Here is a 13,146-nt window from a genome sequence, read left to right on the forward strand (position 1 = left end):
CTCAATGTGCCAGCTTGAGGCCCGCGATGCAGCTGACCAGCGCGACGATCAGCCCGAGCCGCAGCGCATTGATCGGTTCGCCGAACCATATCATGCCGACGATGACGGTGCCGAGCGCGCCGATGCCGCCCCATACGGCATAAGCGGTGCCCATCGGGATTGAACGCGACGCCAGTTCCAGGAGGCCCATCGACAGCGTGACCGAGACGAGGAAGGCGAGCGTCCATGGCAAATTCTTGAATCCGTCGACGAAACGCAGCGAGGTCGTGAACCCGACTTCGAATGCGCCGCCCAGGATCAGCCAGAACCACGCCATTGATTTTACTCCACCATCCCCGCGACCTGCGATAATGTCTGCGGCCATGGCAGGCGGGGGCGCAAAGGGCAAATCCGGCATCGGCAACAGGGTGGCGCCGCCGCGCTTCCTGGCGTTCATCCTCTTTGCGCTGGGTGGCGGCTATTTCGCAGCGTCGCTGGGTGACGATTGGCGCATGGCGGTGATGCTGGGCTTTGACGGCGCGGCGATCGTTTTCCTGCTGAGTTGCCTGCCGCTCTTCTATCGCGAGGCCGACGACATGCGCCGCGCCGCGAAGGAAAATGACGCAAACCGTGTCGGGCTGCTCGTCATAACCGGCCTGGTCATGGCGGTGATCCTGGTCGCGGTCGGTGCTGAATTGCGACTAGGCGATGAATCGGGGGCGATGATCGTGCTGATCGTCGCGACATTGGTGATCGCATGGCTGTTCAGCAACTTCGTCTATGCGATGCACTATGCCCATATGTTCTACACCGAGGCGCCGGGCGGGGGTGACATGGGCGGCCTCGGCTTCCCGCGGATGGAGGAGCCCGATTATTGGGACTTCGCCTATTTCGCTTTCACCTTGGGCATGACGTTCCAGACGTCGGACGTCGAAATTTCCGATCGCTCGATGCGCCGCACCGTGTTGGTCCACGGCATCGCCGCCTTCTTCTTCAACATCGGCGTGCTGGCCTTCAGCATCAATGTGCTGGGCGGCTAACCGCAATATCTCCCCTCCCTGGAAGGGAGGGGCGCTTCAGGCCGATCGTTCCCCGGACGATCTGAAACAGCCGGGGGCTGTTTCACCTGATGCGAGGGGTGGGTTCGCCGAGGCACTCGGCGACCTTCCGACTTTAGTTCTTGAGGTGAGGTTGAAGAACGCGCGCTTCGCGCGCTGACCCACCCCCAACCCCTCCCTGAAAGGGAGGGGAGAAACGTGTCTTCAGTCCTGCAGCGCTTCCAGCCCCTCGCCATCCAGCCGCCACGGCTCCCAGCCTGTAGAATGATAGCCGCCAAGCGTGCGGTAGAAGCGCTTGGCATCCTCGTTCCAGTCGAGCACCGCCCAGTCGATCCGCGCGCAGCCGCGTGCCTTGGCCTCGGCCGCCAGCGCGCGGAACAGCGCGCCGGCCACACCCGCGCGGCGCACTTGCGGGTCGACGAACAGGTCCTCCAGATAGATGCCGTGCCGGCCCGTCCAGGTGGAGAAATTGAGGAACCAGACGGCCAGCCCCGCGGGCCTGCCATCCACTTCGGCGATATGCGCGAACACCTTGGGATCGGGGCCGAACAGCATCTCGTCGAGCGAAGCGACGGTCGCCTTCACCGCATCCGGCTCGCGCTCATAAGTGGCGAGCGCGCGGATCATGCGCAGAATCTCTGGGGCGTCGCCGGGAATGGCGAGGCGGACAGTTGTGCTCACGTTGCTCCTTCCAGATTGCCCATCGGCACGGGCTTGCGGCGCGCGGCCATCAGGCAGCCGCCGGCGATCAGGGCTGCTCCGGCGACGGTGAGGACGCCGACCCGCTCGTCGAAGACCAGATAGCCAAGGATGCTCGCCCAGATGAAGGCGGTATATTCCACCGGCGCCAGATAGCTCGCCTCGGCCCGGCCATAGGCCCAGGTGAGCAGGAACAGCGACGCCGTTGCCAGCGCCGCCGCGCCCACCAGCGCGGGCGCATGTTCGGTGTCGGGCACGATCGCCAGCACCGGCGCCGCCAGCGAGAGGAAAATGGCGACCGTCATATTCTGGTAGAAGGCGACCTCGCGTCCGTCTGCCACCTGCGCCTGACGCCGCATCAGGATGATGTTGTAGGCGTAGCAGACCGCCGAAAAGAGAATGGCAATCGCCCCCAGAAACGCCTCATGCCCCAACTCCGCGCGCGCCTGCCCCGCCAGGATCAGCAGCACGCCCAGGAAGGCGATCAGCGACGCGACGATCGCGCTACGGTCGATCCTCTCCTTGAGCAGCAACCCCGCCAGAAAGATCGCGATCAAAGGCGCGATGAAGGTGAGCGCGATCGCCTGTGCCATCGGCACCCGCGCCAGCCCCCAGAAGAAGGTGATCGCCATGATCGTCGCGACCAGCCCACGCTGAAAATGAAGCCGCAGCGTCGATCCCGCCGGCCGGCTCGGCCGCCGCGCGAAATGCACGGCCGCGCCGATCGCCGTCCCTGCAAAGGACCGCCACAGCATCGTGTTGTAGGCGCCGATCTCGATCGTCAGCCCCTTCATCAGCGCGTCCATGCACGAAAATACGGCGATCCCCAGCGTCGCCACGGCAAAGGCGATGCCCGGCGCTGTCGGGCGGGTCACTCCGCCGCCTGCGGCGTGCCCGCGGCGCGGAACTCGCGGCTGCCGCTCATGAGGATGCGGATGGCCGAACGCAGGAAGATGATCGCGATGGCCGATGCCACGATGATGTCCGGCCAGGGCGACGCGAAGGCCGCCACGCCGGCGGCCGCCACCAGCACGCCGACATTGGCGATCACATCGTTGCGCGAGCATTCGAAGGTGCTTGCCATGTTGACGTCATGGCTGCGGAATCGCCACAGCAGGCGCAGGCAGACGAGGTTGGCGACCAGCGCCAGCGCGCCGAAAACCAGCATCAGCCCCGATGCCGGCGGCACCCCGGTCGTCAGCCGCGTGCCGATCTGGATGAGCACGCCGACGCCGAGCAGCAGGATGAAGCCGCCCTTGAACAGGGCTGCGCCCGCGCGCCAGCGGAGGCTCCGGTCGAGCGCATAGAGGCTGACGCCATAGACCAGAGCGTCGCCCAGCATGTCGACCGAATCCGCCATCAGGGCGGCCGATCCGGCGATGAAGCCGGCGCCGAACTCGACCACGAACATGACGAGGTTGATCGCCAGCACCGCGATCAGCACGCGGCGTTGCTCCGCCTGTTGGGCAAGCTTTTCGAGCTCGCAGCCCTTGGCGGAGCAGCAGTCGCTCATTCGGCCGCCTGGGCCGCCGTCTCGGCTTCGGCGTTCGCGGCCTGGATCTCGGCGGCCTTCGCCTCGACCAGCTTGACGATATGCTCGATCATGCCCGCATCCTCGACATGATGGTCGGTGACGCCGGACAGATAGACCATGTGCTTGCCATTGCCGCCGCCGGTGATGCCGATATCGGTCTCGCGCGCCTCGCCGGGGCCGTTGACGACGCAGCCCAGCACCGAAAGCGACATTGGCGTTGAGATATGCTTGAGCCGCTCCTCCAGCTTCTCGACGGTACGGATCACATCGAAACCCTGCCGCGCGCAGCTCGGGCAGGAAACGACGCGGACGCCGCGGGTGCGGATGCCGAGCGACTTCAATATCTCGTAACCGACCCGCACTTCCTCTTCAGGCTCGGCCGAAAGCGAGACGCGGATGGTGTCTCCGATCCCTGCCCACAGCAAATTGCCGATGCCGATGGCGGACTTCACCGTACCGCCGATCAGTCCGCCGGCTTCGGTGATGCCCAGATGCAGCGGGCAATCCACCGCGTCGGCGAGCTGCATATAGGCTGCAACCGCGAGGAAGACGTCCGACGCCTTCACCGCCACCTTGTAATCGTGGAAATCATGGTCCTGCAGCAGCTTGATATGGTCGAGCGCGCTTTCGACCAGAGCCTCGGGGCAGGGCTCGCCATATTTTTCGAGCAGGTCGCGTTCGAGGCTGCCGGCATTCACGCCGATGCGGATCGCGCAGCCATTGGCCTTGGCGGCGCGCACCACTTCGGCGACGCGCTCGTTCGATCCGATATTGCCGGGGTTGATCCGCAGGCACGCTGCGCCCGCGTCCGCCGCTTCCAGCGCGCGCTTATAGTGGAAATGGATGTCGGCGACGATCGGTACCTTCGCGGCGCGGGTGATCTCGCGGAAGGCCGCGGTCGATTCCACGTCGGGGCAGGAGACGCGGATGATGTCCGCGCCGGCTTCCTCGCAGCGGCGGATCTGGTCGATCGTCGCCTTCGCGTCGGATGTCGGCGTATTGGTCATCGTCTGGACGGTGACGGGCGCGCCGCCGCCTACCGGCACCTTGCCGACCATGATCTGACGGGATTCTCTGCGCGCGATATCGCGCCATGGGCGAATGGACATGGACCCGCCTATAGCGGCTGGCGTTGACGACTCAAAGAAACACGGTCGCAAAAGGACAGGATCATCACCGTAAATGCATTGCCCGCGCGGCATTACGGCCTGGATTGGCTGCGCATCGCCGCGTTCGCGCTCCTCATCGTCTATCATGTCGGGCTGATGCTCTCGCCCTGGGACTGGCACGTGAATGCGGAGCATCCGGTCGACGGAATCGTCTATCTGCTCGTCGCGATGAACCCGTGGCGGATGCTGCTGCTGTTCCTCGTCTCGGGCTATGCCGCCCGCGCGGTACTGGCCCGCGCGCCGACCATCGCGGATTTCGCACGGTCCCGCGCCGCCCGGTTGCTGATACCGCTCGCCTTTGGCGCCTGCGTCATCGTCGTTCCCCAGCCCTGGGTCGAAATCCAGCAGAAGCTCAGTTACGCCCACGGCCTCCTATATTTCTGGCGGCATGATTATTTCGGCTGGGGGACGAAGGATTATCACGCCTTCGGCTTCTTCCACCTCTGGTTCGTGGCCTATATCTGGGTTTATTCGATGCTGGTGGCGGCGGCCGCCGCTTTGCTCCCTGCCAGCGCCAAAGCGCGCTGCCAGCGCCTGTTCGAGCGCGCGATGAGCGGCTGGCGACTTCTCATCCTGCCCGTCGCCTGGCTCCTCCTCGTCCGCCTCGTCCTGATGCCGGGTGCGATGCCGACCAACCGCGTGCTCGACGATCTGGCGGGCCACGCCATCTATCTCCCCGCCTTCCTGTTCGGCTTCGCACTGGCGCGTGCGCCCAGCCTCTGGCCCGATATCGCGCGAAGTTGGCGGCCGGCGCTGGGGCTTGTCGTGGTCGGCTATGCGTTGCTCGCCTGGCGGCTGGCGGGGCATCCCGGCGCCGCCTGGCTGCTGCCCGATCATCGGGTCGAGCTCGGCCCGGCGTCGCTGATGGGATGGGGCGCAATCCTGCTGCTGCTGGGCGCCGCCAATCGCTGGTGGAACCACGATCATCGCTGGCGAGGCCCGCTCACGCAGGCGGTGTTTCCGGTCTACCTGATCCACCAGACCCTGATCGTGCTGATCGGCTGGTGGCTCGTCCGCCATCATTGGGGCGCGGCGGCGGAATTCATCATCCTCATCGTCGGCACCGCCATCGGCTGCTGGCTATTCTACGAAGGCGGCCGCCGCATCGGCCCGCTCCGTCCGCTGATCGGCCTGCCCCGTCGCCTTGACGGGCGGGAGCGTGTAGTGAGGCCGCAACCACCCATCCGGAGCCTCCTATGACCACCGCCAACCCGTCGCGCTGGACCCTTGTCATCCATGGCGGATCGGGATCGATGCGCCGCGGCGTATTGCCCGAGGCCGAGGATGCGGGCGGGCGCGCCGGGCTGAAGGCCGCACTCGACGCTGGCGCGGCGATCCTCTCTGCCCATGGCTCCGCGCTCGACGCGGTCGAGGCGGCGGTGCGCATCCTCGAGGACGATCCCCTGTTCAACGCCGGCCGCGGATCGGTCTTCACCGCCGAGGGGCGGATCGAATGCGACGCCGCGATCATGGACGGCGCCACCCTCGATGCCGGCGCGGTCGCCGGCGTGCGCACCACCCGCAACCCGATCACGCTCGCCCGTGCGGTGATGGAGCAGAGCCCGCACGTCTTCCTCGCCGGCGCAGGTGCGGACGGCTTCGCCCGCGCGCATGACATCGAAGCCGCTGAGCCTGAATGGTTCGAGACGCCTGAACGCCGCCGCCAGCTCGAGGAGATTCTCGCCCGGCCCGATGGCGCGTTCGATTCGGGGATGAAATATGGCACCGTCGGCGCGGTCGCGGTCGACATGGACGGCCATATCGCCGCCGCCACCTCGACCGGCGGCCTCACCGGCAAGAAATGGGGCCGCGTCGGCGATTCCCCGCTGATCGGAGCGGGCACCTATGCCGATGATCGCGCCTGTGCGGTGTCCTGCACCGGATCGGGCGAATATTTCATCCGCCTCGGCCTCGCGCACGAGATCACCGCGCGCGTCCGCCTTGCCGGCGAGAGCATCGAGGAAGCATCGGACGAACTGATCCACGAACTTGGCGAAATGGGCGGCAAGGGCGGCGTAATCGTCGTTTCCGCCGACGGCTCGGGTGGCTGGGCGTTCAACACGCCCGGCATGTATCGCGGCATGGCGACGCACGATGCCCCGCCCGAAATCGCGATCTACGACGACGAATAGGGGGCAGACGATGAACCCTTGGGCCATGCTCGGCGGATCGATCCTGCTGGAGATCGCCGCGACATCCCTGCTCAAGGCGTCCGAAGGCTTTGCCCGGCCCGCTTACGGCCTTGCCGCGATCGCGCTCTATTCGGCCTGCTTCTGGCTTCTGTCCTTCACGCTCACCCGCATCCCGATGGGTGTCGCTTATGCCATCTGGTCGGGCGTCGGCATCGTCGTGATCGCGCTGATCGGGCTGGCCGTGTTCCGCCAGCCCCTGAGTATCACGCAATGGGGATGCGTGGCGCTGATCGTCGCCGGCGCGGTGGGCCTCAACCTCACCACGCCGCACGACGCATCACAGGATCAGCGGGTGGGAACCGGCTCCGGCCCCGAATAATCATAGAAGCCCCGGCCGGTCTTGCGGCCGAGCCAGCCGGCCTCGACATATTTCACCAGCAGCGGCGCCGGGCGATATTTGGGATCGCCGAAATCCTCCTGCAGCACGCGGAGGATGAGCAGGATGGTGTCGAGGCCGATCATGTCGGCGAGCGTCAGCGGCCCCATCGGATGGCCGAGGCCCAGCTTCACGCCCTTGTCGATATCGACGATCGAACCGACGCCTTCACCGACGGCGAAAAAGGCTTCGTTGAGCAGCGGCAGCAGGATGCGGTTGACGACGAAGCAGGGCGAATCCTGCGCGATCACCGTTTCCTTGCCCACCTTCTTGGCGAAAGCTTCCGCCACCGCGACGGTCGCGTCCGACGTCGCAAGGCCGCGGATCACCTCCATCAGCGGCATCAGCGGCACCGGGTTGAAGAAGTGCATGCCGATAAAGCGCGTCGGATCGACCGAAGCCTGGGCGAGGCGCGTGATCGAGATGGACGAGGTGTTGGACGCGAGCACCGCATCCGGCCCCAGAACCTTGCCGACATTCTGGAAGATAATGCGCTTGATGTCCTCGCGCTCGGTCGCCGCCTCGATCACGAGGCCCGCGGCAGACATGGGCGCGAGATCGCCGATAGCCTCGATACGGGCGACCGCGGCGTCCGCGTCGGCCTGGGCAAGCTTGCCCTTCTCCACCTGCTTGCCCAGGATCTTGGCGATGCCGGCCTTGCCCTTTTCGGCGATCTCGACGGACACGTCGGACAGAAAGACCTTGTAACCCGCCTGTGCCGCCACCTGGGCGATCCCCGCTCCCATCTGTCCCGCGCCGATCACGCCGATGCTGTCCATGTCCATTCCCTTCCGGCTTCAGTTGCGACCGCCGATAGGGGAGGATCAAGGGGAAGAAAAGCTCGCGCGAGCGCTAGGCGCCGGCCGTCCTGCCGTCACCCCGGACTTGTTCCGGGGTCCACTGTGCAGCACACATCGCGATTAATGATCGAGCGCCAGCCTTGCGTCTACATTCTCGCCAGCTGCTTGAACGGAACGCTGTATGTTGGCGTCACCTCCGACCTTCTTCGCCGCGTTGTCCAGCATCGTGAAGGCATGTTCGACGGCTTCACGATGCGATATGGCATCAAGACGCTCGTTGGGAATATGCCGGCTCAATGGAAGCGGCGATCCTGCGCGAGAAGCAGATCAAACGGTGGCGTCGGGATTGGAAACGCAATTTGATCGAGCGGGACAATCCATCTTGGAATGACTTGGCTGTGTCGTTCGGTGGAGCTGCTGGCCGTGTCGCCTGCGTGACGGTGGACCCCGGAACAAGTCCGGGGTGACGAAGAAGGGGCGTCCGCTTCCTCCGACATTGCTGCCATTCGCCGCGGTCGAGACGTTTCCGAAAGCCGCCATTCGCTGGTGCGAACCTGTCCTCAGGGTGCAGTCTCCGGCGCCCGCGCCTCGGCCAGTAGCAAAGCGAACAGGCCATCCGGGTCGATCCATTCGCGGATCGGCGTCCAGTTGCCCGCGGCCAGCATCAGCCGCGCGCCGCGCGGGCCATATTTGTGGCTGTTCTCGGTATGGATCGTCTCGCCCGCCGCCATCGCGAAGCTGTGGCCGGCAACCGTGAAGCGGACGTCGACGATCGCCTCCAGATGCATCTCGATCCGCGCCGCATCATCGTTCCAGATCGCATTGTGGCGGAAGGCCGCAACCGGAATATCGCCGTCGAGCTCGCGGTTGATGCGGTGGAGCAGGTTGAGGTTGAAGGCGGCCGTCACGCCCGCCGCGTCATTATAAGCGGGGATCAGGATTTCGGTCGATTTCACCCGGTCCATGCCGATCAGCAGCATCGCCCCTTCGCCCAACTCGGCATGGATGGTGCGCAGGAAATCCACCGCTGCCGGCGCGCTCATATTGCCGATCGTCGAACCTGGAAAGAAACCCAGCTTGGGCAGTCCCCGGACGCCCGCCGGCAGCTCCACCGGATTCAGAAAATCCGCCTCCACCGGCAGGATCGGCAGCTCGGGGAAGCGCTCTGAAAGCTGCTCCGCCGAATGGCGCAGGAAATCCCCGGAGATGTCGATCGGCACATAGGCCGCAGGGTCGATCGCGCCCAGCACATGCGGCGTCTTGGTCGACGATCCAGAGCCGAATTCGATCACCGCGCGGCCCGGCCCGATGACGGTGCCGATTTCGCGGGAATGGGCGGCCAGCAGCGCGGTTTCGGTGCGGGTGGGATAATATTCGGGCAAGTCGGTGATCGCCTCGAACAATTCGGACCCGCGGCGATCATAGAACCAGCGCGCCGGGATGGCGCGGGGGCGGGCGGAGAGGCCAGCCAGCACCTCGCGATAAAAGGCTTGTTGCAGCGCGTTCCTGGGACGTTCGATTGTCGGGGCGTCGGCCATGTCAGCGATCCTGTGCCAGTCGCACGCCGGTGAACTGCCAGCGCTGATGTGGGTAGAAGAAGTTGCGATAGGATGCGCGGACATGGCCGCGCGGCGTGACGCAGCTCCCGCCCTTCAGCACGAACTGGCCGGACATGAACTTGCCATTATATTCGCCGACCGCGCCGGCGGCGGGGCGAAAGCCCGGAAAAGCCAGATAGGCGCTGGCAGTCCATTCCCACACATCGCCGAACATCTGGTGCAGCCCCGGCCCGTCGGGCGCGGGTGCCGGCTGGGCGGGGCCTGGCCGGTCGAGCTGGTTGCCCGACAGCGGATCGAACGCCTGGGCCGCGCTTTCCCACTCCGGCTCGGTCGGCAGGCGCGCGCCGCTCCAGCGGGCGAAGGCATCGGCCTCATAAAAACTGACATGGGTGACGGGCGCTGCGTCCTCGACCGCGCGCAAACCGTCGAGCCCGAAGGCAGCCCAGTCATCCCGCTCCCGTCGCCAGTAGAGCGGGGCCTCGACCCCTTCGGCCTGCACCCAGGCCCAACCGTCCGACAGCCACAGCTCGGGCCGGGCATAGCCGCCGTCGGCGATGAACTGCCGCCATTCGCCATTGGTGGCGAGCCGGTCGGCCAGCGCATGGCGCGCCACCATCACCGGATGGCGCGGCCCTTCGCAATCGAAGGCGAAGCCGTCGCTGCCCGCACCGATCTCGACGATGCCGTGACGCCCTTCGATCCAGTCGATCGGGCCGGGCGGCGGCGCTGGCGGGTGGACCTGTGCCTCCCACAGCGCCGGGGCCAGCGGATTGGCGGAGAAGAGATGGAGGATATCGGTCAGCAGCAATTCCTGATGCTGCTGCTCATGCTGGATGCCGAGCTCGACCAGCGCGCGGCCCGCCTCGCCCAGCGTGGGCAGCGCCGCGGTCACGGCATAATCCACCTCGGCGCGCCAGCCGAGTATCTCGTTGAGTGTCGGCCGCGTCAGCAGCCCGCGTTGCGGGCGCGGATGGCGCGGGCCTTCGGCTTCATAATAGCTGTTGAACAGATGCGCCCAGCGTTCGTCGTGCAGGCGATAGGTCGGCACATGATCGCGCAGCACGAAGCTTTCGAAGAACCAGGTGGTGTGCGCCAGGTGCCATTTCGCTGGGGACGCATCGGGCATGGATTGCACCGTGGCGTCCGCATCGGACAGCGGGGCGGTGAGCGAAACGCTCAGCGTGCGGGTTGCCATGAAGCGGGTCGCAAGGTCGTCTTGCGCCCGGGTGCGGTGTGCCGCGTCGCTCAGCATGGCCGGAACCCCATGGTCGCCCCAACGGATCAGGCGCGCCATGGTTGCACGGGCGGGCTAGCTTAGCGCGTCGCTCCGGGCTGCCACAGCACGTCGCCGGCCCCGCGGGATGCGGTCAGGCGGGCCAGCACGAACAGATGATCCGATAGTCGGTTGATATAGGCAAGTGCCTGCGGGTTAAGCGAAACCTCTAGTGCGGCGGCGACCGCCGAACGCTCCGCCCGGCGCACGATCGATCGCGCCAGATGGAGCGGCGCCACCGCGCCCGGCCCGGCCGGCAATATGAAGCTGCGCAGCGGGGTCAGCCCCTCGTTCAGCATGTCGATCTCGCGTTCCAGCCGTTCGACCTGCGAAGCGGTGATGCGCAGCGTCATTTCGCCGGGCGTGAAATCTTCGCCTGGTGTCGCGAGATCGGCGCCGAGATCGAACAATTCGTTCTGGATGCGGCCCAGCAAGGCGGCGTGCGCGGGATCGGTTACTTGCTGGATCGCGACGCCGATGGCCGAATTGGCCTCGTCCACGTCGCCGATCGCCGCCATGCGCGGATCGGCCTTGGACACGCGCGATCCGTCGACAAGGCCGGTCGTGCCGGCGTCACCGGTGCGCGTGTATATCTTGTTGATTTTCACCATATTATGGAGGCCCCCGCTTTGCGGGCTTAGCTGCCGCCGCGGGCCATCAGCAGGATCAGGATGACGACGATGATGGCGGCCGCCTGGAAGCCGATGCGCGCCTGCATCATCTTGTTCTGCTTCTCGCCGGACGAGAGCATCGTCGCTTCGTCCGCCGTGTCGGACCGCGGGGTCTTCGCGAAGGTGATGACGCCGCGGCTGAGCGCGATCACGGTCGCGATCATTGCCAGCACGAGAAGGATGGTGAGGAAGGTCGCCATAATCGTTCCAGTCTATGCCTTTCCCGCGGAAAATCCAGCAGGGATTATGCCTTGGCGCAGCTCTTGCGCAATCGCGAGGCCGTCCGCCCCTTGCGCGCGCAGCTCCGCCAGCGCCGGTGCCCCGTCCCGCTTGGCGAGCCGCTTGCCGTCCGGCCCCATCAGCAGCGGGTGGTGGTGATAAAGCGGTGTCGGCAGTCCGAGCAGCGCCTGCAGCAGACGATGGATGTGGGTGGCGGCGAACAGATCTTCGCCGCGCACGACGTCGGTCACGCCCTGCGCGGCGTCATCGATGGTGACGGCGAGGTGATAGGAAACCGGCGCATCCTTGCGCGCCAGCACCACGTCGCCCTGCCGCTCGGGCACCGCGCGCACGCTTCCCGCCGTCTCGTCCCACCAGTCGAGCGGCCTCGCCTGCTGGGTCGCCGCCGCCATGTCGATCCGCCAGGCATAGGGCTCGGTTGTCATGCGCTCCGCCCGCCTTGTTGGATCAATGTGTCGGCAAGTACCTGGATAGATAGGATTTTCATCCCCATGCGGCGCCGCTGCGCTCGCGGCGATCTCGGCACGGGTGCAAAAACATGTATAAACCAGCCTCTCAACCTTCAGCCGCTCCAGCGCGGCGGCATAAAGGTGCAGCCGGTCCGATTGGCGCACCACTTCGCCGTCCCAGCCCAGGCCCAGCCATTCGAGGTCGGCCAGGATGCCCGCGACATGCTCCTCCCGCGTCCGGCCGGGGTCGATATCCTCGATCCGCAGCAGAAAACGGCCATTGTTCGTCCTCGCCAGATCATACGCGCGGATCGCCGAAAAGGCGTGGCCGAGGTGAAGCTGCCCGGTGGGGCTAGGCGCAAAGCGCGAAATGATCTCGCTCATGCGAAAACTGGCTCTTGACCGCGAGTCGGGAACAATGCTGTCATGCCCCCGTCACGCTTCTTGAGGTAGAAGCGCGACGTCGGGAGACGCGAGCCGGTTCGGCCCACGCGTCCCGAGTGCGACGGGACCGAAGCCGCCGGGTGGTCTTCCACCACAGGGAGGACCGTCCGTTCCATGTACCATCCTGATCTCCTGCGACATCCGGACAGTTGTCCGGCGCTTGTGCTCAATGCCGATTACACGCCGCTCAGCTATTATCCACTCAGCCTGTGGTCCTGGCAGACTGCGATCAAGGCGGTGTTCCTCGAACGCGTCGATATCGTCGCCCATTATCAGCGCGAGGTGCATAGCCCCAATTTCGCGATGCAACTGCCTTCAGTGATCGCGCTCCGGCAATATGTGCGCCCGTCCGAGCATCCGGCTTTCACGCGGTTCAACCTGTTCCTGCGCGATCGCTTCGTGTGCCAATATTGCGGCACACCCAGGGATCTGACCTTCGATCATGTCATCCCGCGCGCCCAGGGCGGCCGCACGACATGGGAGAATGTCGCCACCGCTTGCGCGCCCTGCAACCTCAAGAAAGGCGGCCGCACGCCGAAGCAGGCACATATGAAGCTGGCCGAGGAACCGATCCGCCCGACGAGCTGGCAGCTTCAGGAAAATGGCCGCGCCTTCCCGCCCAACTATCTCCACCAGAGCTGGCGCGACTGGCTTTATTGGGACATCGAGCTGGAAGCCTGATCCGCGGGCGACGGGTTCCCAA

At 65.8% G+C, this 13,146-nt stretch carries 16 protein-coding genes and 1 pseudogene; 6 read left to right on the forward strand and 11 right to left on the reverse strand.

Features of this window, described 5'->3' with window-relative positions; all coding sequences use genetic code 11:
- Nucleotide 1: 1 nt before the first annotated feature.
- Nucleotides 2–316 carry a DMT family transporter gene (locus ACFB49_RS21820; RefSeq protein ID WP_380873725.1) on the reverse strand — a complete coding sequence of 105 codons (315 nt, stop codon included), beginning with the start codon at nucleotides 314–316 and terminating at the stop codon, nucleotides 2–4.
- 46 nt (nucleotides 317–362) lie between these two features.
- On the opposite strand from ACFB49_RS21820, the gene ACFB49_RS21825 reads away from it, so the two are divergent.
- Complete coding sequence (locus ACFB49_RS21825; protein WP_380873727.1) at nucleotides 363–1,019, forward strand: DUF1345 domain-containing protein; 657 nt, start codon at nucleotides 363–365, stop codon at nucleotides 1,017–1,019.
- 222 nt (nucleotides 1,020–1,241) lie between these two features.
- On the opposite strand, the gene ACFB49_RS21830 is transcribed toward ACFB49_RS21825, so the two are convergent.
- The 4 genes from ACFB49_RS21830 to ispG are packed head-to-tail and all read right to left on the reverse strand — an operon-like array spanning nucleotide 1,242 to nucleotide 4,379.
- Complete coding sequence (locus ACFB49_RS21830; protein ID WP_380873729.1) at nucleotides 1,242–1,718, reverse strand: GNAT family N-acetyltransferase; 477 nt, start codon at nucleotides 1,716–1,718, stop codon at nucleotides 1,242–1,244.
- Entirely contained in the window at nucleotides 1,715–2,611 is an 897-nt protein-coding gene (locus ACFB49_RS21835) for a DMT family transporter (RefSeq protein WP_380873730.1), read from the reverse strand. Before ACFB49_RS21835 ends, ACFB49_RS21830 begins: the two co-directional genes overlap by 4 nt.
- On the reverse strand, nucleotides 2,608–3,249 hold the full coding sequence (locus tag ACFB49_RS21840) for a cation transporter (protein ID WP_380873732.1): 642 nt from the start codon (nucleotides 3,247–3,249) through the stop codon (nucleotides 2,608–2,610). Before ACFB49_RS21840 ends, ACFB49_RS21835 begins: the two co-directional genes overlap by 4 nt.
- Nucleotides 3,246–4,379: a flavodoxin-dependent (E)-4-hydroxy-3-methylbut-2-enyl-diphosphate synthase gene (gene ispG, locus ACFB49_RS21845; RefSeq protein WP_380873734.1), complete on the reverse strand. Its 1,134-nt coding sequence runs from the start codon at nucleotides 4,377–4,379 to the stop codon at nucleotides 3,246–3,248. The genes ACFB49_RS21840 and ispG overlap by 4 nt, the downstream gene beginning before the upstream one ends.
- Before the next feature lie 78 nt (nucleotides 4,380–4,457).
- Here ispG and ACFB49_RS21850 point away from each other — a divergent pair, with 78 nt between their 5' ends.
- Genes ACFB49_RS21850 through ACFB49_RS21860 form a run of 3 tightly spaced genes read left to right on the forward strand, consistent with a single transcriptional unit; the run spans nucleotide 4,458 to nucleotide 6,950 of the window.
- Complete coding sequence (locus tag ACFB49_RS21850; RefSeq protein WP_380873735.1) at nucleotides 4,458–5,639, forward strand: acyltransferase family protein; 1,182 nt, start codon at nucleotides 4,458–4,460, stop codon at nucleotides 5,637–5,639.
- A complete protein-coding gene (locus ACFB49_RS21855; RefSeq protein ID WP_380873736.1) occupies nucleotides 5,636–6,571 on the forward strand; it encodes an isoaspartyl peptidase/L-asparaginase family protein in 936 nt (311 codons plus the stop codon). The genes ACFB49_RS21850 and ACFB49_RS21855 overlap by 4 nt, the downstream gene beginning before the upstream one ends.
- Before the next feature lie 10 nt (nucleotides 6,572–6,581).
- Nucleotides 6,582–6,950 (forward strand): DMT family transporter, encoded by a 369-nt coding sequence (locus ACFB49_RS21860; protein ID WP_380873737.1) that lies wholly within the window; start codon nucleotides 6,582–6,584, stop codon nucleotides 6,948–6,950.
- Here the strand turns inward: ACFB49_RS21860 and ACFB49_RS21865 are convergent.
- Nucleotides 6,917–7,786, reverse strand: a complete 870-nt coding sequence (locus ACFB49_RS21865; protein WP_380873738.1) for a 3-hydroxyacyl-CoA dehydrogenase NAD-binding domain-containing protein — start codon at nucleotides 7,784–7,786, stop codon at nucleotides 6,917–6,919. The genes ACFB49_RS21860 and ACFB49_RS21865 overlap by 34 nt on opposite strands.
- 144 nt (nucleotides 7,787–7,930) lie before the next feature.
- Here ACFB49_RS21865 and ACFB49_RS21870 point away from each other — a divergent pair.
- Nucleotides 7,931–8,274, forward strand: a pseudogene (locus ACFB49_RS21870) (GIY-YIG nuclease family protein).
- 93 nt (nucleotides 8,275–8,367) lie between these two features.
- Here ACFB49_RS21870 and egtD read toward each other — a convergent pair.
- The 5 genes from egtD to gluQRS form a co-directional block, all read right to left on the reverse strand.
- Nucleotides 8,368–9,345 (reverse strand): L-histidine N(alpha)-methyltransferase, encoded by a 978-nt coding sequence (gene egtD / locus ACFB49_RS21875; protein ID WP_380873739.1) that lies wholly within the window; start codon nucleotides 9,343–9,345, stop codon nucleotides 8,368–8,370.
- 1 nt (nucleotide 9,346) lies between these two features.
- Entirely contained in the window at nucleotides 9,347–10,618 is a 1,272-nt protein-coding gene (egtB, locus tag ACFB49_RS21880) for an ergothioneine biosynthesis protein EgtB (RefSeq protein WP_380873740.1), read from the reverse strand.
- A 62-nt stretch (nucleotides 10,619–10,680) separates the two neighbouring features.
- Complete coding sequence (locus tag ACFB49_RS21885; protein ID WP_380873741.1) at nucleotides 10,681–11,250, reverse strand: cob(I)yrinic acid a,c-diamide adenosyltransferase; 570 nt, start codon at nucleotides 11,248–11,250, stop codon at nucleotides 10,681–10,683.
- A 26-nt stretch (nucleotides 11,251–11,276) separates the two neighbouring features.
- Nucleotides 11,277–11,510, reverse strand: coding sequence for a twin transmembrane helix small protein (locus ACFB49_RS21890; protein ID WP_380873742.1), 234 nt, complete (start codon nucleotides 11,508–11,510; stop codon nucleotides 11,277–11,279).
- Nucleotides 11,511–11,522: 12 nt separating this feature from the next.
- On the reverse strand, nucleotides 11,523–12,383 hold the full coding sequence (gene gluQRS / locus ACFB49_RS21895) for a tRNA glutamyl-Q(34) synthetase GluQRS (protein ID WP_380873744.1): 861 nt from the start codon (nucleotides 12,381–12,383) through the stop codon (nucleotides 11,523–11,525).
- 174 nt (nucleotides 12,384–12,557) lie between these two features.
- Between gluQRS and ACFB49_RS21900 the strand changes: the two genes are divergently transcribed.
- Entirely contained in the window at nucleotides 12,558–13,124 is a 567-nt protein-coding gene (locus ACFB49_RS21900; RefSeq protein WP_380873746.1) for an HNH endonuclease, read from the forward strand.
- The last annotated feature ends 22 nt before the right edge of the window (nucleotides 13,125–13,146 follow it).

Source organism: Sphingomonas sp. DBB INV C78, assembly GCF_042693015.1.
In the GTDB taxonomy this organism is placed as follows: domain Bacteria; phylum Pseudomonadota; class Alphaproteobacteria; order Sphingomonadales; family Sphingomonadaceae; genus Sphingomonas_E.